Source organism: Vibrio aquimaris (genome assembly GCF_009363415.1).
GTDB classification, from domain to species: Bacteria; Pseudomonadota; Gammaproteobacteria; order Enterobacterales; family Vibrionaceae; genus Vibrio; species Vibrio aquimaris.
Genome location: NZ_CP045350.1, coordinates 498,441 through 521,396, shown reverse-complemented (window position 1 = coordinate 521,396; position 22,956 = coordinate 498,441). Strand labels below are relative to the sequence as shown.

Sequence of the window (22,956 nt, the reverse complement as noted above, 5' to 3'; positions counted from 1 at the left end):
TAAAATTGACCTGATCTGCACCAGCGAGACAGGACACTTTAGGAAAATTATTAATGACCAAGTTTTTATCCATTTTTTTTATTTTAATAACGCTGTGTTTCAACTCATATTCAGTGTATGCAGAAGGTACGGAGTACAGTATTGGGCTAGGTGTGGGGAAAACAATAGATGGTGGACAGTACACTGTTGAGACCCATTCGTCCGAAATTGAGTACGATACCCCTGAAGACAACATATTTCTTCTAAGCATGGGAATGATATTTAATAAAAATCATGAACTGTCGCTTGATATTGAAAAACGTAACCTTAAGGTGACTGATGGAGATTATGCAACGGAAGATGCTAATTCATTGATGCCATTACTGAAATACAATTATCACTACCCTATATATGGGGATATGGATATCTACTTCGGTATCAGTGGAGGATATGAGTTCCTCAGTGGAGGATATGAGTTCCTCAGTGGAGGAGGAGCCGACGTAGTCAATGGTATGGTTTTGGGAACCCAAATTGGCGCGCGATATACTATGGATAGATTATATTTCAAAGTTGAATCAGGGGTAAGGGGCAGGACAGAAAAGTACCGAGTCCCCGCCGCTCATGGTGAAGATTCAATAGATTTATCCTATTCAGAAGAAATAGACATTTTAGTGAGTGTAGGATATACGTTTTAAGTTATCTATATCGTAAATACCTAATGGGCTTGGAAATAATTTAGACCTGAATTAACTGAAATTATCAGTTGCTCGCTAAGGCGTACACTCTAACCTTGTTATTGTTCAATAGTAAACGTCCCATAAACCCACGGGGCGATCTTGCTAATGTTTGAAGTTCCAAGGTGGGGATTTGCGCCCATTTCATCGAAAAGTCCAAAGTTTGCTCACAGCCCTTAAATACCTTATTTTTTGTTACCAAATATCAATACAATATATATGGAGGTATTGATATAGGAGAAATTTGACCTTCCATTTATACAGAAGGTGATTATATGTTAATTCGTGCAAGTGCTCGGGGTCAAGTCTTTCATTTTGCCCTAGCTAAATTTATCCAAAAATCCGGCAGTCACCAGAAATCCTAAATGACTTTTGTCCAGAAATCAGCCAGACCCAAAATAAGCAGCCAAATAAACCCCAAAAAGTTTCGATCTTAGGTTTCCTCTGACAGGTGATGAAGAGTACTTTGAATAAAACCATTGACATAAAAAATCGCCTCTAATACTAGAGGCGATGTTTAATAAAGCTAGCTAAACGAGCTGTGTTTACTGACCTTTAACTTCTTTAAGACCATTGTAAGGAGCGCGTTCACCAAGTGCTTCTTCGATACGGATTAGCTGGTTGTACTTAGCAACGCGATCAGAACGGCTCATTGAACCAGTTTTGATTTGACCTGCTGCTGTACCAACTGCTAGATCAGCAATGGTTGCATCTTCAGTTTCACCACTACGGTGAGAGATCACAGCTGTGTAGCCTGCATCTTTAGCCATCTTGATAGCGGCTAGTGTTTCAGTCAGAGAACCAATTTGGTTAAACTTGATCAAGATTGAGTTAGCAATGCCTTTCTCGATACCTTCAGCAAGGATCTTAGTATTGGTTACAAACAGATCATCACCAACAAGTTGGATCTTGTTGCCAAGTAGCTCTGTCTGGTGCTTAAAGCCATCCCAGTCAGACTCATCTAGACCGTCTTCGATAGAAACAATTGGGTACTCTTCAACTAGACCAGCTAGGTAATGGTTAAACTCTTCAGAAGAGAAGATTTTACCTTCACCTTTCATGTTGTAGTTACCCGCTTCTTTGTCGTAGAACTCAGATGCAGCACAGTCCATCGCTAGCGTCACGTCTTTACCAAGCTCGTAACCTGCGAGTTCAACCGCTTCTTTGATTGCTGCAAGTGCAGCAGCGTTTGATTCTAGGTTAGGCGCAAAACCACCTTCATCACCAACTGCTGTGCTCATGCCTTTCGCTTTCAGTACTTTAGCTAGGTTGTGGAAAACTTCTGCACCGATACGTAGACCTTCTTTCAGAGTTTTAGCGCCAATAGGCTGAATCATAAATTCTTGAATATCAACGTTGTTATCTGCATGCTCACCACCATTGATGATGTTCATCATAGGCAAAGGCATAGAGAATTGACCTGGAGTACCGTTAAGCTCAGCAATATGCTCAAACAAAGGCATACCTTTGGCTGCTGCCGCAGCTTTAGCATTCGCTAGAGAAACCGCTAGGATAGCGTTAGCACCGAATTTAGATTTATTTTCAGTACCATCTAGGTCAATCATAACCGCATCAACAGCAGCTTGATCTTTCGCATCTTTGCCAACTAGAGCGTCTGCAATCGCACCATTTACTGCTTCAATTGCTTTTAGAACACCTTTACCTAAGAAACGTGCTTTATCACCATCACGAAGCTCAAGAGCTTCACGTGAACCTGTAGAAGCGCCAGATGGTGCTGCAGCCATACCAACAAAGCCACCTTCTAGGTGCACTTCAGCTTCAACGGTTGGGTTACCACGTGAGTCGATAATTTCACGACCTAGAACTTTAACGATCTTAGACATTGATGATTCCTCTCGTTCAAATATAAATGTCAAACTTAAAAGGCAACAGCACAACTTTTGCTACTGCCTATGTCCTTTTCTACTTCTCAAACTCACCGCGGGAAAATTGACCTGCGGCTTTTACAAAACCAGCAAATAGCGGGTGTCCATCTCGCGGTGTGGAGGTAAACTCTGGATGGAATTGAGCCGCTACAAACCAAGGGTGAGCAGGGTTCTCAATCATCTCTACCAATTTTTTATCCGCAGATAAACCTGACACTTTCAAGCCAGCCTTTTCAATTTTAGGTCGAAGTACATTATTAACTTCATAGCGGTGACGGTGACGCTCATGGATAGTAGCACTACCATATAACTCTCTCGCTTTAGTACCTTTCTCTAGGTGACACAACTGAGAACCAAGACGCATAGTACCACCAAGATCTGAGGTTTCTGTGCGCTCTTCAACTTTACCTTCGCCATCAACCCATTCTGTGATCAATCCAACCACAGGGTACTTAGTCTCTTTGTTAAATTCTGTTGAATGTGCACCTTCAAGACCTGCGACATTACGCGCGTACTCAATCAGTGCAACCTGCATCCCAAGACAAATACCTAAATAGGGAACATTATTTTCACGAGCATATTGGGCAGAGCGAATTTTACCTTCAATACCACGATCACCAAATCCACCAGGAACTAAAATCGCATCAAGGCCAGCTAACGCTTCATCACCTTTACTCTCAACATCTTGAGAGTCTACATATTTAATGGTGACATTGAGTCGATTTTTAAGACCCGCATGTTTGAGCGCTTCGTTAACGGATTTGTATGCGTCAGGTAGCTCGATGTACTTACCGACCATGCCTATGGTGACATCGCCTGTCGGGTTAGCTTCTTCGTAGATGACTTGCTCCCACTCAGACAAGTCAGCTTCAGGTGCGGTAATACCAAAACGAGCGCAAACAAGATCATCAAGACCTTGAGATTTGATCAACTGTGGGATTTTGTAGATAGAGTCAACGTCTTTCATCGAAATGACGGCTTTCTCAGGAACATTACAGAATAATGCAATCTTCTTACGTTCATTGGCAGGGATCATGCGATCGCTGCGACAAACCAAAATATCAGGCTGAATACCAATCGAAAGCAGCTCTTTTACCGAGTGCTGAGTGGGTTTGGTTTTCACTTCACCAGCGGCGGCTAGATACGGAACCAAGGTCAGGTGCATGAACATAGCACGCTCGCGTCCTAATTCCACGGCTAACTGGCGAATCGCTTCCATAAATGGCAAAGATTCAATATCACCGACTGTACCACCGACTTCAACAATAGCGACATCATGGCCTTCAGAGCCTGCAATCACACGATCTTTGATCGCATTCGTGATGTGAGGAATAACCTGAATCGTCGCACCCAGATAGTCACCACGACGCTCTTTACGCAAAACATCGGCATAAACACGACCAGCAGTAAAGTTGTTACGCTTACTCATCTTGGTGCGAATAAAACGCTCATAGTGACCAAGGTCTAGATCAGTTTCAGCACCATCTTCCGTTACAAAAACTTCGCCGTGCTGAGTTGGGCTCATAGTACCCGGATCGACGTTAATGTACGGATCCAGCTTCATCATAGTCACTTTAAGACCACGAGCTTCAAGAATAGCGGCAAGTGATGCTGCTGCAATACCTTTACCTAGAGAGGATACGACCCCGCCAGTAACAAAAATGTAATTTGTCGTCATGTTTAACCTGAAATTGGTTGAATGAGGGAAATGGGTTTTCTTCTGGACGGGAGATAAATATACCAGAAGACCCTTATCGCCACAACGTGAAATCTATCACACTGTCATTTTTTATTTCTTGCTTCAAATCAAATTAGAATAGCGCATTTTTGGCTATGTCGAACTATGACTCTTGCTGTTTGACTTGATTCCAAAACTCGTCAAGCTGCTCTAAATCGTAGTCTTTCAATTGTTTACCTTGCGTCGCAACAATAGATTCTATCCCTTTAAAGCGGCGCATAAATTTATGATTAGCTTTACTCAATGCCGATTCTGGATCTTTTCCTAGATGACGACTTAAATTCACTGTCGCAAACAATAAATCTCCCAGTTCTAGTTCAAGTTTTTCTTCATTTGGCGATACCTGAAGCGCTTCATCCATCACCTCATCAATTTCTTCTCGAACTTTATCGACCACTGGCCCTAAAGAATCCCAGTCAAATCCATAACGGGCACACTTTTTTTGAATTTTATTTGCTCGCGATAATGCGGGTAATGAACGAGGGACAGAGTCTAAAATGCTTTGTTCAGTACTGCCTTTTTCAGCCTTCTCTTTGGCTTTTTCTGCTTCCCAGTTATCTGCAATTTCTTCTTCACTTGAAAACTCAATACTCGAAAATACATGTGGATGGCGACGAGTCAGCTTCTGGTTAACATCAGTAACGACATCGGAAAATTCAAACAACCCCTGCTCTTTCGCTAGCTGGCTATAAAAAATCACTTGAAACAAAAGATCGCCCAACTCTTCTTGTAAATTGGCCCAGTCTCGTTTGTGAATGGCATCAACCACTTCATAGGTTTCTTCAATCGTATGCGGAACAATAGTGTCAAATGTTTGTTGTAAGTCCCACGGACATCCTTGCTCTGGGTCACGTAACTTGATCATTATTTGTTCTAATTCTTCTATTGGGTGACTCATCATTCTTTTCCTTTAAACAAAAAAGGTGAGTGATATCTGCCACTCACCTTAAAATTAAATTGAAAACCAACTAACCTAATCTCTTCACTGACATGACGTCTTTTATCTGCTCCACCCGCTTGGAGACGCGAGATAATACTTCGACATTGGTCACTTCAAGATCAAAGTCCATAATCGATAACTGATTGCGGTAATCAACTCGGCTCTTCATGCTGGTCACCTTTATTTTCTCATTGGCAAATAATGTGGTGATATCCTTAAGCAGGCCGCTACGTTCCATAGCCTCAACACGCACAGTGAGTATATAAGAACCCACATAGCCATTTCCCCATACGGTATCGATGATTCTTTCCGCAGCATGGTGGCGAAGTTCTTCAAGTTGCTCACAATCGGCTCTATGCACTGAAATACCGCGCCCTTGTGTTATATAGCCAGCAATTTCATCGCCAGGAATAGGCTGACAACAACGGGCTAAATGCGTCATCAGATTATCAACCCCTTCAACCACAACCGCATCTTTTTTCGGACGACTCAATACTGGCGGCTTGTTTTCCGCTTCTTGCAGCTTTTCAAGGGCCTGCTGATCTTCTTCTTCAGCGGTAGGCTTGTTCACCAGTGCATTGATATGGTTGATGATCTGGTTAATGCGTAAATCACCACTACCAATCCCGACATACAGTTCATCAGCGCTGTTGACATTAAATCGCTTGAGTGCATATTGCTCAGCATCTTTTATTGTTGCGCCAATTTTATTTAGCTCGGTTTCAAGGATCTCACGACCAGCTTCTAAGTTTTTCTCGCGCGATTGCTTGCGGAACCAAGCGTTAATCTTAGCCCGTGCACGACCTGAGGTCACAAAACCCATCGATGGGTTTAACCAATCACGAGAAGGGTTAGGCTCCTTTGAAGTAATAATCTCGACCTGATCCCCCATAGACAGCTTATGCGTGAAGGGAACAATCCTGCCCGCAACCTTGGCACCTATACAGCGATGCCCCACTTCTGAGTGAATGTGGTAAGCGAAATCGAGTGGCGTAGCGCCCATAGGCAAATCGACCACATCACCACGAGGAGTGAAGGCATAAACGCGATCATCGAACACCTGGCTGCGCACTTCATCCAGCATTTCGCCAGAGTCTGACATCTCTTCTTGCCAATCAAGCAGTTTACGCAGCCAAGTGATTTTCTCATCGTAGCCACTTCTACCGCCACCGCCTTCTTTGTATTTCCAGTGGGCAGCAACGCCAAGCTCAGAGTCTTCATGCATGTCTTTAGTACGGATCTGAATTTCGATGGTTTTCCCTTCAGGCCCGAGAATCACAGTGTGTATAGATTGATAACCATTGGGTTTGGGGTTAGCAACATAATCATCAAATTCACTCGGTAAGTGCTTATACTTAGTGTGGACTACCCCAAGCGCTGCATAGCAGTCTTGTAACTTATCAGCGATGATACGAACGGCACGTACGTCGAAAAGCTCATCAAACGCCAAACTTTTCTTCTGCATTTTTCGCCAAATACTGTAGATATGTTTGGGGCGTCCACTAACCTCTGCATTGATTCCAGAGGTTATGATTTCATTGGAGAGATCGTCAACAAAATCTTTTATGTATTGCTCTCTTACAATACGTCGCTCTGAGAGCTGCTTAGCAATTTGCTTATAAGTTTCAGGTTGCTGATAGCGAAACGCATAATCTTCGATTTCCCATTTAAGCTGACCTATACCTAGACGGTTAGCGAGGGGCGCATAAATATTGGTACATTCTTTAGCTGCCGCGCAACGAACTTCACTTGGCGCCTTCTTCACTTCAATTAAGTTACAAATTCGCTCGGCCAACTTGATGATGACACAGCGAAAGTCATCAACCATGGCGAGTAACATTCTGCGGACATTATCAACTTGAGCAGAAGCAGCACTTCCTTCGATCGTCACGTTCAACTGCCCAAGTGCGGCCATTTCCTCCACACCATCGATCAATTTAATGGTTTCCTTACCAAAGTCTTCAGCCAAGACTTCGCGATCGTAAGTCCCACTTGATACCAGAGGAAACAATAAAGCGGCAACTAAGGTAGCTTTATCCATAGAAAGCGTTGTCAGGATTTCGATCATTTCTCGGCCACGCCACAACAGCAAAGGCCTTTGCTCACTGTGTTCCAAAATGGTTTCGCAACGGAGGTAAACCTCCTTAAGGCGTTTAGCCACCTTGGCATCTTGCTTTAAACTGACTATCCAAGTATCTAAATCAAACTGTTCATCTTGATTCAAATGTGCGCTTCGTACCGCAACCATTCTCTTTATCCTGTTATCACTTTCTATTTTCGTAGGGTAAGACTGCTCTTATCGAGTTAAGTTCTTATTTAGCCTTCACAAATAACGCCATTGATTCTAGATGACTCGTATGCGGAAACATATCCAGCATTCCGAGTCGCGTCAATTCATAGCCCTGCTCAAGCAAACTGCGAGAATCTCGCGCTAAAGTTGCAGGATTACAAGAAACATAAACGATTCTCGTGGCACCAAAAACGGAAATTTTCTCTATGACACCATTCGCTCCAGCTCTTGCTGGATCAAGGAGTATCTTATCAAATTTTTGATTAGCCCATGGCTCACTAGACACATCTTGTTCCAAATTTGCTTGAAAAAATGTCGCGTTCTCTATGTTATTTATTTGGGCATTGTGGGCAGCTTTTTCAACCATCTCATCAATCCCTTCAATACCAATCACTGAATTCACTAACTTGGCCATAGGTAAACTAAAGTTACCTAACCCGCAAAATAGATCCAATACAGTGTCTTGCGACGATAAAGCTAACCAGTCTAATGCCTGCGCGACCATCTTGGCATTAACCTCTTGGTTTACTTGTATAAAGTTATTAGGCTCAAAGGGGATGGTTAGCCCAATCTCTTGGTAGACACCCGACTCCCCATATTTTAGCTCCACATCTTTGGAAGATGGCATCAGGTACAAACTGATTTGCTTAGCGTTAGCAAAATCGATTATCGACTGATGGTCTCGGGCAGGTAATGCTTTGGTATGACGTAAAACGAGAATACAGGTATTGTCCGCTTTGACTAATTCTACATGACCAATATGCTCAGATTGAGAGAAACTCTGCAACAATTGGGACAAATCAGGCAATATTGCATTCAGGTCAGGCTCCAAAACAGGACAATGTGTTAGATTGACAATATTGTTACTGTTTTTTTTGCGAAAACCGAATTGAAGCTGGCGAGTTTTTTTATCTTGCATTACGCTCACTCGAGCACGCCTGCGATACCCTTGGGTTCTCCCCAAAATTGGCAATTCTAATTCAAGAGTTTGCCGCGCAAATTTACTCATAAGCTGACTCAAGGTCTGCTGCTTATACTCCCACTGGTTCTCACTGCTTAAGTGCTGCATATTACAACCTCCACATTCGCTGTAATGTGGACAAAAAGGTTCAATTCGCTGCGAGCTAGCGCTCTGAATCTTAATTAAAGATGCTCTTGAAAACTTGCTTTTGCTCTCTGTCAGTTGAACAATCACCTCTTCTCCAGGTAGTGCGCCCTCAACAAAAATAGGCTTTTTGTTTTGATAAGCAATACCAGCACCATGATGATCAAGTTTTTCAATTTTCAGCACTTGGTGCTTAGTATTCAGTTGAGTTTTCTTTTTAGGTTGGAAGAAACGCGCCATAACTCTGTTCTTTGCCTTGTTACAATTGCTCGATATTCGTATCCAAGTATCATCTTTTCATACTTGAATGATTGTCTGAGCCGAGCGAGTTTATTATGCTTAAGTATTCGACGGCTTCTTTTTGTTTGGAAGTTATTTTCCCATATCCATACCACGATGTTTAGATAATAATGACCAGATATGGCTTACGCGCCCGTGTTATCACTCTTACTTTAGCGCCGACTTTAATTATTGGCTTGCTCCTGAGTGCCTTTTTCTCCTTCAACCGCTATCACGATCTTGAAAAGCAAGTCATCAACTCGGGCTTAAGTATTGTCGAACCCCTAGCCATTGCTAGTGAAGAAGGATTGAAAAACAACAGTCGAGAAGCGGTACGAAGGATCATTAGTTACGCTCACCGTAAAAATTCCAAATTCGTTCGAAGTATCGCTGTTTTCGATTACAACCATGAGCTGTTTGTGACCTCTAACTTTCACCCTAACTTCGAGTCACTGACTTTTCCGCGTAATGAACCCATTCCACTTTTGGTCACATCAGATCTGCAAGAAAATACCCTCATCTTAAGGGCCCCTATTGTTGCAGAATCAGGACTACTTGCAGCAGCTAAGAGCCAAAACAAAAACTCTGCATTAGGCTACATCGCCATTGAACTGGATCTGTCTTCGTTAAGGCTTCAACAATACCAAGAGATTTTTTCTGCGTTTTTGGTTCTCATTTCTGGGCTGGGATTATCGGCAATCTTTGCACATCGACTCATGCATGACGTCACCCGGCCTATCTCACATATGAAAAATATGGTGGATAGAATTCGCCGAGGGCATTTAGACGTCAGAATTGAGGGTAAAATGCATGGTGAGCTCGATACGTTAAAAAATGGTATTAACGCCATGGCCGTATCCTTATCTGAATACCATGTTGAAATGCAGCACAGTATCGATCAGGCCACCTCTGATCTAAGAGAAACCTTAGAGCAGCTAGAAATTCAGAATGTTGAGTTGGATATTGCTAAAAAACGAGCGCAAGAAGCAGCCAGAGTAAAATCTGAGTTTTTAGCCAATATGTCCCATGAACTGCGCACGCCACTTAATGGCGTCATTGGCTTTACTCGCCAAATGCTCAAGACCAAACTAACCAATAACCAAACTGACTACCTGCAAACAATTGAAAAATCAGCTAATAACTTACTGAGCATTATCAATGATATTCTTGATTTCTCGAAACTTGAAGCAGGTAAACTGGCCTTAGAGAATATTCCGTTTGATTTTCAAGAGTCACTGGAAGAGGTTGTCAGTTTGCAAGCCACTAGCGCCCATGAAAAAGGGCTTGAAGTAACGCTGAAAGTCGATCCTAAAATTCCTAGTGGAGTGGTCGGTGACCCGCTTAGAATTCAGCAAGTTCTCACTAATTTAGTCGGCAACTCGATCAAGTTTACCGAACGCGGCAACATTGACATCAGCGTTGAACTACGCTCACAAAAAGAAGACGTTATCGAACTACAGTTTATGGTTCGTGACACGGGCATTGGCATTTCAGAAAGGCAGCAAGCTCAGCTATTCCAAGCATTTAGTCAAGCTGATGCCAGTATATCTCGTCGCTATGGTGGTACAGGCTTGGGCTTAGTCATCACTCAAAAGCTCGTGGGTCAAATGGGCGGTGAGATTAGCCTCACAAGTAGGCTTCACCAGGGTTCTACATTCTGGTTCACATTAAAACTTCACTCAACCGACATGCCAGTAAGCGGACTGCTAGAAACTGAGTCACTCAATCAGCGCACCTTGCTGCTCATAGAACCAAATATGCAAGCGGCATCCGTTATCCAGCAATCACTTGTTCAGCAGGGCTTGATCGTCACTTATCGTTCATCCGTTCCGCTTGAAGAAAGCCACTATGATTATACTCTACTCAACTTGGCACCCAATAAGACGCATTCGCTGGAACAAATCGAACAATGGGTCAAGCAAGCGAAACAATGCTCTCCTCATGTAGTGGTTGGTATCCCAAGTACTGATCTCGCTTTATCTGATCACCTGATTCAAACTCATGATGTTCATTGTATTACCAAACCTTTGTCACGTAGAAAATTGCTACAGATTTTAGCGACAAAGCAACAGACTCTTGCTGCTGTCGAGATAAAGCCTACCTTTAGCAAAAAATTACCGCTCACGGTAATGGCTGTTGATGATAACCCAGCAAACCTAAAACTTATCAGTGCTCTGCTGCAAGAAAGAGTCGAAAAGGTCGTGACGCATACCAATGGACTCGATGCAGTCACCGAAGCCGAGCAGCAAAACTTTGATCTTATTTTTATGGATATTCAGATGCCCCAAATGGATGGGGTGACAGCTTGCCATAAGATCAAGAATATTCAGCGCAACGCAAGTACTCCTGTCATTGCTGTCACTGCCCACGCAATGAGTGGTGAAAGAGATAGGCTACTTAGCGCAGGAATGGATGACTATCTAACCAAACCTATAGAAGAACATGTTCTACAACATGTTTTGCTCAAATGGAGCCCGTCAAGTGTAGGGGCTAGCAAAGCAGAAACCTATCAGCACGATAACAAACAACAATCTGACAATATCCTCACTACAGATAATGCTATGGTTATCGATTGGAAAGCAGCACTAAAACAATCGGCGAATAAAACTGATCTTGCACGAGATATGTTACAAATGCTGATTGATTACATACCGGAAGTCAGAGAAGTGGTTGAGTCTTCACTCTCTCAAGAAAACGACGACACTGATGCTCTACTCCGCCATGTTCACAAACTGCATGGTAGCAGCGCCTATTGTGGCGTGCCTAGACTAAAACAGATTTGCTCCACTATTGAGAAAGGACTGCATTCTGGCTCTAGTATTCTAGACCTAGAGCCAGAGTTATTTGAACTGCAAGATGAAATGGAGAAAGTAACTAAAAGTGCTGCTTCTTATTTGGATTCATAAATGACTGTTGCAACAGCATAATGACGTTCATCAGAAATAGACAGGTGAATATTGTTGATTTGCTTCTGTTGCGCAATCTCTAATGCTTTACCAGATAGCGACAAACAGGGTGCTCCATATTGGTCATTGCTAATAGTAAAATCATGAAAAGAAACGCCTTGAGCAATGCCAGTGCCGAGTGCTTTAGACGCTGCTTCTTTTGCTGCAAATCGCTTGGCTAAAAACCTAGTCTTCTGCTTTAAAGAGTCAAACCGCTCTAGCTCTTGCTCAGTTAAAATACGCTTTGCAAAACTCTCTCCAGAGCGAAGAAATGCTTTCTCAATTCGCTCGATTTCCGCAATATCCGTTCCTATACCAACAATTGCCATAATAGTTACTTACGAGCGTCAACCATAAGCGCTTTCATATCAGCTACCGCTTTGTGAAGCCCATCAAAAGCAGCACGTCCGATAATTGAATGGCCAATATTTAGCTCATGGATCTCTGGAATAGCAGCGATTGGTGCAACATTATGATAAGTCAGGCCATGGCCTGCATTAACGATAATACCCAGATCAGCGGCGTAACTTGCCCCTGCTGCAATTTTTTTCAGTTCATCTTGCTGGTCATCGTCATTTTCGGCGTCAGCGTAATGCCCGGTATGAAGCTCTATATATGGTGCGCCACACGCTTTTGCAGCGTCAATCTGCTCTCTGTCTGCATCGATGAACAAAGAGACCTTAATACCAGCTTCACTCAAAGCCTTTGTCGCCAACTTTACTTTTTCTAAATGGCCAACAACATCAAGTCCACCTTCTGTTGTGAGTTCTTCCCTTTTTTCTGGAACAAGGCAAACATATTCTGGTTGAGTCTTTAGTGCAATCTCAACCATTTCATCCGTGACTGCCATTTCAAGATTCATACGAGTTTGAATCGTTTCACGTAAAATGTGTACATCACGATCTTTGATATGGCGGCGGTCTTCTCGTAGATGGATAGTAATACCGTCAGCGCCTGCCCGCTCTGCAATTTCAGCAGCGTGAACAGGATCAGGATATTTAGTGCCTCGGGCATTACGCAATGTCGCAATATGATCAATATTTACACCCAGATAAATAGAACTCATTTTCCAATACTCCGTGATTTGGAAGCCATGACTTGCATAAATAACTCCCTACTTTTTAATGGTTTCCCGCCAAGATAAGGCTTTAAGGCTATTCGTGTAAAGCGTTTTGCTGCTTTTAACTGCTCTTTAGTAGTAAACCTACGTTCACTAATTGCTATTAGCTCATTACCTAAAAAGGTTAAGTTGTCTTGACGAACCGACGCAATAAAGCCTTTTTGCTCTCTATAGCGGTATGACATCTCTGGTTCTATAAGCTCTCCTGTTCCAGCGCAGTGCATAAAATCAACGCCATAGCCCATCGCAGACAAAAGCGCTAACTCAAAACGTCTCAAAGCTGGCTCAGGGTTATCGCACTGAGCCAGCTCTGTTAAAGCGGCAAGATAATCATGAAATAGAGCTGGCATAGGAACTTCAGCCATCAAGACTCTCGCCAACAGTTCATTGAGATACATGGCTGAATACAAAGTTAGGCCTGAAAGAGGCAAACCAAGGCTGATAGGCTCTGCTTGACGAAGCGTTTTCATCGAACCTTTACCTGACCACTTAAGCAATAAGGGAGTAAAGGGTTGTAAGGCTCCTTTAAGTTGAGAGCGTTTGCTACGAGCTCCTTTTGACATCAAGGTTAACCGGCCATATTCCTCACTGAATACATCGAGGATCAAGCTCGACTCACTGTAAGGACGCCTGTGGAGTACAAAACATCGCTGTAAGCCTTCTGCTATCATATTGATACCCAAAAAATAAGGAGCCAAGGCTCCTTATCTCAATGATGGGGAGTAATAGAAGCCCTCCACAAATTAGAGGTCGTCGATATATCCCAACGATCTTAGAGCTCGTTCATCATCTGCCCAGCCAGATTTCACTTTCACCCAAGTCTCTAAGTACACTTTACGACCGAATAACTCTTCCATATCAAGGCGAGCTTCACGGCCTATAGTTTTGATTTTTTCGCCGCCTTTACCTATCACCATTTTCTTCTGGCCACTGCGCTCAACAAGGATCAAGGCATTGATATGAAAACCATCTGTTTCTGGGTTGTAATCAAAGCGCTCGATCTCAACGGTTACAGAATAAGGTAACTCCTCACCAGTAAACCTCATCAGTTTCTCGCGAACTATCTCAGAAGCCATAAATCGTTGAGAACGATCTGTAACGTACTCTTCTGGGAAATGGTGGGTTGCTTTGGGCAAATGATCACGCACATGTTTACGCAACACATCAATATTCGTGCCATGTTTAGCAGAAATAGGCACTACATCGACAAACTCCATCTTTTTCGACACGTCCATCATATGCAACATAACGTCATTACGGTCTTGAACGTTATCAACCTTGTTCACACACAGAACAACGGGGAAATTGGATTTTTGCAACTTAGTTAAGACCATCTCGTCGTCTTTGGTCCAGTGAGTACCATCGACAAGAAAGAACACCAAATTTACATCACTAAGCGATGAGTTAGCCGCTCGATTCATTAAACGGTTGATGGCTCGTTTTTCTTCAATATGCAGACCAGGAGTATCAACATATATTGCTTGATAATCTCCTTGAGTATCCACGCCCATAATACGATGTCGCGTGGTTTGCGGTTTGCGCGATGTAATCGAAATCTTTTGTCCAAGAATTCGATTTAGCAAGGTCGACTTACCCACATTAGGTCTTCCGACAATAGCAATAAAGCCGCAATGTTGGTTCTCTGGAGTACTTTTCTCGCCACTTGATGCAAAAAACGCATCAATATCAAAATCGTTTTTTTCCGATGAATCAGTCATTATTTAGTTGCTCTAGTGCAATTTGCGCAGCCGCTTGTTCTGCCTTGCGGCGGCTGGTGCCTTTACCTATTACAGGCGTTCCTATACCTGCTACTTCGCACGAAACAGTAAATTGCTGATTATGTGCTTCACCTTTAATATTAGTCACTGTATACACAGGCAGAGGTTTTCTTCGCCCTTGAAGAAATTCCTGCAAGCGTGTTTTAGGATCTTTTTGCGATACTCCAGGCTGAATAGCCTCAAGACGCTGCTGGTACCAACTCAAGATAATACCACGTACCGCTTCAATCCCGCTGTCTAGATAGATAGCACCAATCACAGCTTCAACCGCATCTGCAAGAATAGAGTCACGGCGAAAGCCACCGCTTTTCAACTCACCAGGGCCTAATTTTAAGTAATCTCCAAGTTCAAACTCTCGCCCTAACTCAGCTAAGGTATTACCTCGAACCAAAGTTGCCCTCATACGACTCATATCCCCTTCATTAATGTCAGGGAAACGGTGATAAAGGTCATCAGCAATAACAAAACTTAAAATTGAATCGCCCAGAAACTCTAGACGTTCATTATGTTTTCCATGAGCGCTGCGATGTGTCAGCGCTAATTGAATAAGCTCAGCGTCATTGAAAGAATAACCAAGCTTTTTTTCTAATTTAGATATGGGAGAATTCATGCTCTCTCGATATATTTATTTAATACCACCGATGCGATTAAAGCGCACACCTGTTGGGATCCATGAAGGCAGTATACTATCTGCATCACGCTCAAATTCGAAGCTTATCCAAATCGCAACCGCCTTGCCGACCAAATTAGCTTCAGGCACAAAGCCCCAAAAACGACTATCGGCACTATTGTCTCTGTTATCACCCATTACAAAGTAATGCCCTTGGGGTACCACCCATTCAGTAGTACCACTGCGAGGGTAATACTGCTCAACAGGGTTACGAACCAGCGGGTTAACCAAAACATTATGTGCAACACTACCTAGTTGTTCTGTCATCTGGATCTGCTGAATACCTCTGTCACTAAATTCACTTTGCTCAACATTAGACAATTTTACAGGTTCACACACTGACGTACCCGACTTTTGAATACATAACTGTTTATCACCACTGTAACGAATCAAATCGCCAGGTAAGCCAACCACACGCTTGATGTAATCAATGTTTGGCTGTGGTGGATATTTAAACACAGTGACATCGCCGCGCTCCGGTTTGCCCGTTTCAACTAACTGGGTACGCCATACCGGATCTTTAAGACCATAAGCGTATTTTTCTACTAGGATAAAGTCCCCGACAAGCAAAGTCGGCATCATAGAACCCGATGGGATTTGAAATGGCTCATAAATGAACGAACGCAATACAAGCACGACAGCAATAACCGGAAATATTGATACACAGTTTTCAATCCACCATGGCTGCTTAACCACCTTTTCTGTCACTGTGGCATCAAGCTGTTGGGTTTGAGCTTCGATTGTCGCCAGTTGAGCATGACGCTTTTTAGCAAACACCAACTTCTCCAGTACCCAAACAATACCGGTTACCAAAGTGACAATAACTAGGATCAGTGAAAATGTATTCGCCATTGACTTCCCTTATCTCTTAAAACACGAAAGTGAAAGGGCTGTTACCCTTTCACTTAGTCATAGGTTAATTTATCAGAAAACGATTATCTAATCTTTACCAACATGCAAAATCGCAAGGAAAGCTTCCTGAGGCAGCTCCACATTTCCGATCTGCTTCATACGCTTTTTACCTTCTTTTTGCTTCTTCAACAGTTTCTTCTTACGGCTAACATCACCGCCATAACATTTTGCAATTACATTTTTACGCAACTGTTTGACTGTTGAGCGAGCAATGATGTGATTGCCTATTGCTGCTTGAATAGCAATATCAAACATCTGGCGAGGAATAAACTCTTTCATCTTTTCAACAAGCAAGCGACCACGGCTTTGAGAATTATCTTTATGTGTAATCAATGCCAAAGCATCAACCTTATCACCATTGAGCAATACGTCGACTCGCACCATGTTTGACGCTTCAAAACGCTGGAAGTTGTAATCCAGTGACGCATAACCACGAGAGGTAGATTTCAAGCGGTCAAAGAAATCAAGCACCACTTCTGCCATAGGGATATCATAAGTTACCGCGACTTGATTGCCGTGATAAACCATATCAACTTGAATGCCGCGCTTTTCAACACATAAAGTAATTACGTTACCTAGATAATCAGAAGGAACGAGAATATTACAACGAGCAATCGGTTCACGTATTTCTTCAATATCGTTCACTGCAGGAAGTTTGGCTGGGCTATCCACATACAGAAGTTCACCGTCTGTTTGCTTAACTTCGTAAACCACAGTCGGCGCTGTAGTGATAAGATCTAAGTCATACTCTCGCTCAAGACGCTCTTGAATGATTTCCATGTGAAGCATACCAAGGAAACCACAGCGGAAACCGAAACCTAATGCAGCAGAATTTTCAGGTTCATAGAATAAAGACGCGTCGTTGAGGCTAAGTTTGCCCAAAGCATCACGGAAGTTTTCGTAATCATCCGACGAGACTGGGAAAAGACCAGCATAAACTTGTGGCTTCACTTTCTTAAAGCCAGGCAAAGGTGTTTCACAACCATGTTTTGCGAGCGTCAAAGTATCACCAACCGGAGCACCAAGGATATCCTTGATTCCACATACAACCCAACCTACTTCACCAGTGTTAAGCTGAGTTGTATCCTCTTGCTTAGGCGTGAAAATACCCAGGCGGTCAACACCCCAAACTTGTCCTGTGCTCATGACTTTGATTTTGTCATTCTTCTTCAGCACGCCATTTTTAATTCGTACTAGAGATACAACACCAAGGTAGTTATCAAACCAAGAATCAATAATAAGCGCCTGCAATGGAGCGTTTTCGTCACCTTCTGGCGCTGGAATCGCTGAAACTATATTTTCCAGTACCTCTTCGATACCAAGTCCGGTTTTTGCCGAGCAACGGGTTGCTTCCATCGCATCAATACCAACGATTTCTTCAATTTCTTCGGCAACACGCTCTGGATCTGCTGCTGGCAAATCAATTTTGTTTAAAATAGGAACCACTTCAAGGTCCATCTCAATCGCCGTGTAACAGTTTGCCAAAGTCTGTGCTTCTACGCCTTGGCCAGCATCAACGACCAATAAAGCGCCTTCACATGCAGCGAGAGAGCGAGATACCTCATAGGCAAAGTCAACATGCCCAGGGGTGTCGATAAAATTCAGTTGATACGTCTCACCATCTTTAGCTGTGTAATTGAGTGTCACACTCTGAGATTTAATGGTGATACCGCGCTCACGTTCTAAGTCCATAGAATCGAGAACTTGAGCTGCCATTTCACGGTCACTCAATCCTCCACAGTCTTGGATCAAACGGTCAGATAGGGTCGACTTACCGTGGTCGATGTGGGCGATTATCGAAAAATTACGAATATGCTTCATGATATGGTGTGACTAAACTCTTAAAAATAGGGACATAAAAAGGCCGCGTTTTCGCGGCACTTCGATCAAGTTGGCAGATTCTAACCAATTTCTAGACAATTCGCACTAGCTAATTGGTTTACCTAATACGCGCAGCAATTTGACATCTGTTAACGATCCTTGCTCAAGTTTCATCACTAGCCGTTTGGCGCAATAGACTCCGATAACCGCACTAAGAACAGATGATAAAATAACTAAGCCTTCTCCGTAGCCTAATATAGGCTTTAGCAACCACTCTCCTAATAGCGCTCCGAAAATCATGGCAAATAGTGGGACTAGGTAAACCAAACTCGCTGATTGTATAATGCTTCTCTCTGGAAGACCGATTTCAACCACTTGACCTGCTTTCACTGGCTCAGAAGTATTTAGTTGCCAATGTAATAATTTACTACCTACTGCTTTAGATACAATCCCAGTACCACAACTTTTTTGAGATGAACACTTAGAGCAACTGGTTTGTTGATCGCAACTTAGTTCGACAATAAAACCGTCTGCATTAGGAGTAACCGAGGTAACCGTCGCCAGAGCCGTCATCATTGTGCTGTGCCCATAGATTTTTTAATGGTCACCGACTGGGCAATTCTTTTCGCGGTTGCGGGTGGAATATCACCAACCACAGAAATTTCTTTATCACCTTTAACATAGCTGTGCAGTGTGCGGCGACCTTGTCGAACAAGTTGACCTTTCAATGAGTAGTCATCGCTTTGTGAGACATAAACTGAGAAACTAAACAGACCATCGCTGAACATTTGCGTTTCCACCATACGCTCAGTGCTTCCCATTCTATAACGATTCAGCTCCGTGGATTCAAACCCCTTGGGAATCCACCCCACAGTCCAGAAACTGTCCTCTAATGCACCTTTGGGTAAAGACAATACGCCAGGTAACTTTACCGTATTTAGCGCACCTAATATCTCAGATATATTGTCATCAACACTGTATGAAATGGTGCGATACTGCTCGAGCACTTCACCCTCTCGGTCAACGAGATCCGCTCTGAGTGGCAATTTAGTCTTCTCATCAACCCACAATATATACGAGTAACGAAGGCCGTCTTTGGAAGCAACTCTCAAAACTTGACAAGCCACACCAGCCTCTCGAGCACGACCAACCTGAATAAAATCATAAAATCGACTTAGCTCTTCCACATCACTATTTAAAAGTGGGATAGTGGGTGCAACTATGTTGCCCGATTCGATAGTAAAAGGCTCAACGCCAGGTTCAATATAACTAACCTCACTACCACGTCTTATTACTTCCCGACTTGGACCACTGAGATAAACGAGATGAGCAAGCTGCTGATTATTATTGCGAGCATGGCGGTATAAAAGAGGCTCAATACTATTTTTCTTAATCAGAATATAAGAAAGTTCATAGCTGAGGTGCTGACTGGCCTCGTTCATTTGATGCAACAACGCCTCTGCAGTTCTTTCTTCTGCAAAGGCGAGTGGCGAACTCAAACTGAACAGTGCCAGTACACTGGTCAGAATTTTTTTCATTCAACTACCGTTTCTGGATTGTCATTATGTTCTGTAACATCGCTATTGAGGCGTAATTGCAACTCATAATCCTGCAACATAGCATTAATACGTCGTCTCTGTTCCTGAACATTGGATGTATTTGATGCAGCTGGATGCTCAACTGAACTGCGAGTCAAACTTACAGGCTCTGCACTACCCGAAAACGGGATAGTTTGCAAAACGGGGAGCTGTTCTAGATCTGCCTGTCCAGGTTCACTACCGCCATATTGTTGTACGCCAAGGATTACCGCCAAAGAGACGCAGGCAGCAACTGCAACTTGGCCAAACTGATTCAGCCACGCAGGCAGTTTAAGCCTTGCTTTCACTGGATTGGGCTGCTCTATAGGTGAATGAACTTCTGTCACACCTTTCACAGATGCTCTGGAATGAGCCGGTTCTTTTTCCAGTGCAAGCGCAACGCTATCGGCGATATCCCACTCCATTGTTTGGGGAGACTCACCTCTCATCACATCACCAATCAAATGATAATTGTTCCAAGTTTCTTGGCTCAATTGATCTTGCTCTAATTCGCTAATTAGTGCTTTATCAACCAATTCTCCATCCATGAGTGCTGAAATTTTCTCTTTGTCAGCCATTCTTTTCACCATTAACCTTTTTGGCATTAGCGTTGCAAAAGAGGTTGAATCTTCTTCTCAACCGCTTCACGAGCCCGGAAGATACGTGAACGTACCGTTCCTACTGGACATTCCATTACCGCAGCAATTTCTTCATAACTCAAACCATCCAGTTCTCGTAGCGTCATTGCCGTTTTTAAATCATCAGGCAGTGCTTCGATCGCACCAAAAACCACTCGTTTCAATTCTTTGGACAACGTTAAGTTCTCAGGGTTCGAAATTTCTTTCAATGCACTACCTGTTTCGTAGTATTCAGCTTCTTCAGTATCTACATCTTGCGCTGGTGGCCTACGCCCCTGAGCAACAATGTGATTTTTAGCAGTATTAACCGCTATCCTATACAACCAAGTATAGAAGGCGCTCTCACCTCGAAAACTTGGTATGGCACGATAAGCTTTAATAAATGCCTCTTGTGCTACATCAGGTACGTCACCAGGATTATTGACGTAGCGAGAGATAAGGTTACAGACTTTGTTTTGGTATTTTACCACCAAGAGATTAAAGGCTTGCTTATCTCCATTCTGAACTCGCTCAATAAGCACTTGATCGGTCAGCTGCTCGTTCATTCGAGCCTGTACTCCTATTGTTATCGACCCCTACCTTACAGATATGAGTATTAATTATTCAAAACGCAGTATTGACACCACCGCTTACTTGAGCACTATTGTGACTCAGTGATAAATATAAAGTTCAAACTTTTTGTAGATTTTATCTAACGAGCGATGATTCGATAACTATATAATCAATGATTGTGGGGACGAAAGCACCCAAAAGCAATGCTATTTACAAAGAATTGCATTCATTGAAATGTTAGTATTATCGATGTACTCCACTTCTGAGAGCTTGATGAAAGTAATTCATTCAGCTTAGTGAACAACCATATTTAATGACTGATGCCCTGCATCTTCCATGGTGTCAGCACTATTTTATTCAGGAACTTAAAAGTGTTATGAACACAAACCGTGAGCATCAATGCGATGTGTTAGTGGTGGGCAGCGGCGCAGCGGGTCTATCGCTGGCGTTACGTGTGGCCGAATACGGCAAAGTAATCGTATTGAGTAAAGGACCAAGAAGTGAAGGTTCGACTTACTATGCACAGGGTGGCATAGCTGCCGTATTTGACGAATCTGACAGTATTGATTCGCATGTACAAGACACTCTTATTGCTGGTGCAGGATTATGTGAACAAGAGACGGTTGAGTTTATTGCCAAAAATGCAAAAACTTGCGTCCAATGGCTGATCGATGGTGGCGTACCTTTTGATCGAGAAGAGGGCGATAGCGATGATAAACCTCGTTATCATTTAACCCGAGAAGGCGGGCATAGCCACAGAAGAATCTTGCATGCTGCCGATGCCACTGGAATGGCGATGCAAACATCACTTCAAGATAATGCTCACCATCATCCTAATATCACCGTTTTAGAACGTCACAATGCTCTCGATTTAATATGTGAAGATAAAATTGGTGGTGATCCTGCCAAAATCGTCGGCGCCTACATATGGAACCGTAATCAAGAACGCGTTGAAACGGTTAGAAGCAAGTTTGTTGTGCTTGCGACTGGCGGCGCATCAAAAGTATACCAATACACATCTAATCCAGATGTTTCTTCAGGAGATGGTATTGCCATTGCTTGGAGAGCAGGATGTCGAGTCGCCAACATGGAATTTAACCAATTCCACCCAACATGCTTGTATCACCCAGAAGCAAGAAATTTCCTGCTGACTGAGGCCTTACGAGGAGAAGGCGCATTTTTAAAGCGTCCTGACGGCACTCGGTTTATGCCGGACTTTGACTCGAGAGAGGAACTTGCCCCACGTGATGTCGTCGCAAGAGCAATTGACTTTGAAATGAAACGTCTTGGGGCAGATTGCATGTACTTAGATATCAGCCACAAGCCTGCAGAGTTTATCGAAAAACACTTTCCAACCATTTATAGTCGGCTTATCGAATTGGGCATTGATATGACCAAAGAGCCGATTCCCGTGGTCCCTGCCGCCCACTATACCTGTGGTGGTGTTATGGTCAACAAACAGGGTGAAACTGACTTATCACGACTTTATGCTGTTGGCGAAGTAAGTTATACAGGTCTTCACGGGGCCAACCGCATGGCTTCTAACTCTTTGCTTGAATGCGTTGTGTACGCCTGGTCTGCGGCAAACGACATAATAGAAAAGCTTGCCAACGCGACTATGCCCCCCCCACTCCCTGCTTGGGATGAAAGTCAGGTTAGTTGTTCTGACGAAGAAGTCGTGATCCAACATAACTGGCACGAGCTGCGTTTATTTATGTGGGATTACATGGGGATAGTGCGCACAGACAAGCGCCTTGAACGGGCCCTACGGCGCATCCAATTACTCCAACAAGAAACGCACGAATATTACAGCAACTTCAAGGTATCGAATAACTTACTAGAGCTGCGTAACCTACTTCAGGTAGCAGAACTTATGGTACGCTGCGCCATGGAAAGGAAAGAGAGTCGTGGACTACACTACACTCTCGATTATCCTGAGCTAGCACCAAATAGCGGCCCAACGATATTGTGCCCTGAAAAATTGCTCTAAAT

At 43.3% G+C, this 22,956-nt stretch carries 19 protein-coding genes; 3 read left to right on the top strand and 16 right to left on the bottom strand.

The features are described 5' to 3' along the window. Nucleotides 1-53: 53 nt before the first annotated feature. Nucleotides 54-674, top strand: coding sequence for a hypothetical protein (locus FIV01_RS02445; protein WP_152429573.1), 621 nt, complete (start codon nucleotides 54-56; stop codon nucleotides 672-674). A gap of 584 nt (nucleotides 675-1,258) precedes the next feature. Here the strand turns inward: FIV01_RS02445 and eno are convergent. From eno to rlmD, 5 genes are all read right to left on the bottom strand, one after another. Next, nucleotides 1,259-2,557 (bottom strand): phosphopyruvate hydratase, encoded by a 1,299-nt coding sequence (eno, locus tag FIV01_RS02440; protein WP_152429572.1) that lies wholly within the window; start codon nucleotides 2,555-2,557, stop codon nucleotides 1,259-1,261. A 79-nt stretch (nucleotides 2,558-2,636) separates the two neighbouring features. Further along, complete coding sequence (pyrG, locus tag FIV01_RS02435) at nucleotides 2,637-4,277, bottom strand: CTP synthase (protein WP_152429571.1); 1,641 nt, start codon at nucleotides 4,275-4,277, stop codon at nucleotides 2,637-2,639. 163 nt (nucleotides 4,278-4,440) lie between these two features. Further along, nucleotides 4,441-5,235, bottom strand: a complete 795-nt coding sequence (mazG, locus tag FIV01_RS02430; RefSeq protein ID WP_152431633.1) for a nucleoside triphosphate pyrophosphohydrolase — start codon at nucleotides 5,233-5,235, stop codon at nucleotides 4,441-4,443. A gap of 70 nt (nucleotides 5,236-5,305) precedes the next feature. Next, on the bottom strand, nucleotides 5,306-7,525 hold the full coding sequence (gene relA, locus FIV01_RS02425; RefSeq protein WP_152429570.1) for a GTP diphosphokinase: 2,220 nt from the start codon (nucleotides 7,523-7,525) through the stop codon (nucleotides 5,306-5,308). Between the two features lie 64 nt (nucleotides 7,526-7,589). Further along, on the bottom strand, nucleotides 7,590-8,912 hold the full coding sequence (gene rlmD / locus FIV01_RS02420; RefSeq protein WP_152429569.1) for a 23S rRNA (uracil(1939)-C(5))-methyltransferase RlmD: 1,323 nt from the start codon (nucleotides 8,910-8,912) through the stop codon (nucleotides 7,590-7,592). Between the two features lie 170 nt (nucleotides 8,913-9,082). Here rlmD and barA point away from each other — a divergent pair, with 170 nt between their 5' ends. Next, complete coding sequence (barA, locus tag FIV01_RS02415) at nucleotides 9,083-11,857, top strand: two-component sensor histidine kinase BarA (protein ID WP_152429568.1); 2,775 nt, start codon at nucleotides 9,083-9,085, stop codon at nucleotides 11,855-11,857. On the opposite strand, the gene acpS is transcribed toward barA, so the two are convergent. The 11 genes from acpS to rpoE form a co-directional block, all read right to left on the bottom strand. Continuing rightward, nucleotides 11,842-12,225, bottom strand: a complete 384-nt coding sequence (acpS, locus tag FIV01_RS02410) for a holo-ACP synthase (RefSeq protein WP_152429567.1) — start codon at nucleotides 12,223-12,225, stop codon at nucleotides 11,842-11,844. The genes barA and acpS overlap by 16 nt on opposite strands. 5 nt (nucleotides 12,226-12,230) lie before the next feature. Next, complete coding sequence (gene pdxJ / locus FIV01_RS02405; protein WP_152429566.1) at nucleotides 12,231-12,962, bottom strand: pyridoxine 5'-phosphate synthase; 732 nt, start codon at nucleotides 12,960-12,962, stop codon at nucleotides 12,231-12,233. Further along, nucleotides 12,959-13,684 carry a DNA repair protein RecO gene (gene recO, locus FIV01_RS02400; RefSeq protein WP_172971842.1) on the bottom strand — a complete coding sequence of 242 codons (726 nt, stop codon included), beginning with the start codon at nucleotides 13,682-13,684 and terminating at the stop codon, nucleotides 12,959-12,961. The genes pdxJ and recO overlap by 4 nt, the downstream gene beginning before the upstream one ends. A gap of 75 nt (nucleotides 13,685-13,759) precedes the next feature. After that, nucleotides 13,760-14,734: a GTPase Era gene (era, locus tag FIV01_RS02395; RefSeq protein ID WP_152429564.1), complete on the bottom strand. Its 975-nt coding sequence runs from the start codon at nucleotides 14,732-14,734 to the stop codon at nucleotides 13,760-13,762. Further along, nucleotides 14,727-15,404 carry a ribonuclease III gene (rnc, locus tag FIV01_RS02390; protein WP_152429563.1) on the bottom strand — a complete coding sequence of 226 codons (678 nt, stop codon included), beginning with the start codon at nucleotides 15,402-15,404 and terminating at the stop codon, nucleotides 14,727-14,729. Before rnc ends, era begins: the two co-directional genes overlap by 8 nt. 15 nt (nucleotides 15,405-15,419) lie before the next feature. Continuing rightward, complete coding sequence (lepB, locus tag FIV01_RS02385; protein ID WP_114787001.1) at nucleotides 15,420-16,316, bottom strand: signal peptidase I; 897 nt, start codon at nucleotides 16,314-16,316, stop codon at nucleotides 15,420-15,422. An 87-nt stretch (nucleotides 16,317-16,403) separates the two neighbouring features. Further along, nucleotides 16,404-18,197, bottom strand: coding sequence for a translation elongation factor 4 (gene lepA / locus FIV01_RS02380; RefSeq protein WP_114787002.1), 1,794 nt, complete (start codon nucleotides 18,195-18,197; stop codon nucleotides 16,404-16,406). A 105-nt stretch (nucleotides 18,198-18,302) separates the two neighbouring features. Then, the gene (locus FIV01_RS02375) at nucleotides 18,303-18,773 is read right to left on the bottom strand and encodes a SoxR reducing system RseC family protein (RefSeq protein ID WP_152429562.1); all 471 of its coding nucleotides are present in this window, start codon (nucleotides 18,771-18,773) and stop codon (nucleotides 18,303-18,305) included. Then, nucleotides 18,770-19,735 (bottom strand): sigma-E factor regulatory protein RseB, encoded by a 966-nt coding sequence (rseB, locus tag FIV01_RS02370; protein WP_152429561.1) that lies wholly within the window; start codon nucleotides 19,733-19,735, stop codon nucleotides 18,770-18,772. The genes FIV01_RS02375 and rseB overlap by 4 nt, the downstream gene beginning before the upstream one ends. After that, the gene (locus FIV01_RS02365; RefSeq protein WP_172971841.1) at nucleotides 19,732-20,364 is read right to left on the bottom strand and encodes an RseA family anti-sigma factor; all 633 of its coding nucleotides are present in this window, start codon (nucleotides 20,362-20,364) and stop codon (nucleotides 19,732-19,734) included. Before FIV01_RS02365 ends, rseB begins: the two co-directional genes overlap by 4 nt. Nucleotides 20,365-20,378: 14 nt before the next feature. Beyond that, entirely contained in the window at nucleotides 20,379-20,957 is a 579-nt protein-coding gene (rpoE, locus tag FIV01_RS02360) for an RNA polymerase sigma factor RpoE (protein WP_114787006.1), read from the bottom strand. A gap of 383 nt (nucleotides 20,958-21,340) precedes the next feature. Between rpoE and nadB the strand changes: the two genes are divergently transcribed. Next, nucleotides 21,341-22,954: an L-aspartate oxidase gene (gene nadB / locus FIV01_RS02355; RefSeq protein ID WP_152429559.1), complete on the top strand. Its 1,614-nt coding sequence runs from the start codon at nucleotides 21,341-21,343 to the stop codon at nucleotides 22,952-22,954. The last annotated feature ends 2 nt before the right edge of the window (nucleotides 22,955-22,956 follow it).

Excerpts from the sequence above, each read along its gene's own strand:
- FIV01_RS02445 (WP_152429573.1), top strand. The coding sequence starts at position 54 with ATGACCAAGTTTTTATCCATTTTTTTTATTTTAATAACGCTGTGTTTC.
- eno (WP_152429572.1), bottom strand. The coding sequence starts at position 2,557 with ATGTCTAAGATCGTTAAAGTTCTAGGTCGTGAAATTATCGACTCACGT.
- pyrG (WP_152429571.1), bottom strand. The coding sequence starts at position 4,277 with ATGACGACAAATTACATTTTTGTTACTGGCGGGGTCGTATCCTCTCTA.
- mazG (WP_152431633.1), bottom strand. The coding sequence starts at position 5,235 with ATGAGTCACCCAATAGAAGAATTAGAACAAATAATGATCAAGTTACGT.
- relA (WP_152429570.1), bottom strand. The coding sequence starts at position 7,525 with ATGGTTGCGGTACGAAGCGCACATTTGAATCAAGATGAACAGTTTGAT.
- rlmD (WP_152429569.1), bottom strand. The coding sequence starts at position 8,912 with ATGGCGCGTTTCTTCCAACCTAAAAAGAAAACTCAACTGAATACTAAG.
- barA (WP_152429568.1), top strand. The coding sequence starts at position 9,083 with ATGACCAGATATGGCTTACGCGCCCGTGTTATCACTCTTACTTTAGCG.
- acpS (WP_152429567.1), bottom strand. The coding sequence starts at position 12,225 with ATGGCAATTGTTGGTATAGGAACGGATATTGCGGAAATCGAGCGAATT.
- pdxJ (WP_152429566.1), bottom strand. The coding sequence starts at position 12,962 with ATGAGTTCTATTTATCTGGGTGTAAATATTGATCATATTGCGACATTG.
- era (WP_152429564.1), bottom strand. The coding sequence starts at position 14,734 with ATGACTGATTCATCGGAAAAAAACGATTTTGATATTGATGCGTTTTTT.
- rnc (WP_152429563.1), bottom strand. The coding sequence starts at position 15,404 with ATGAATTCTCCCATATCTAAATTAGAAAAAAAGCTTGGTTATTCTTTC.
- lepB (WP_114787001.1), bottom strand. The coding sequence starts at position 16,316 with ATGGCGAATACATTTTCACTGATCCTAGTTATTGTCACTTTGGTAACC.
- lepA (WP_114787002.1), bottom strand. The coding sequence starts at position 18,197 with ATGAAGCATATTCGTAATTTTTCGATAATCGCCCACATCGACCACGGT.
- FIV01_RS02375 (WP_152429562.1), bottom strand. The coding sequence starts at position 18,773 with ATGATGACGGCTCTGGCGACGGTTACCTCGGTTACTCCTAATGCAGAC.
- rseB (WP_152429561.1), bottom strand. The coding sequence starts at position 19,735 with ATGAAAAAAATTCTGACCAGTGTACTGGCACTGTTCAGTTTGAGTTCG.
- FIV01_RS02365 (WP_172971841.1), bottom strand. The coding sequence starts at position 20,364 with ATGGTGAAAAGAATGGCTGACAAAGAGAAAATTTCAGCACTCATGGAT.
- rpoE (WP_114787006.1), bottom strand. The coding sequence starts at position 20,957 with ATGAACGAGCAGCTGACCGATCAAGTGCTTATTGAGCGAGTTCAGAAT.
- nadB (WP_152429559.1), top strand. The coding sequence starts at position 21,341 with ATGAACACAAACCGTGAGCATCAATGCGATGTGTTAGTGGTGGGCAGC.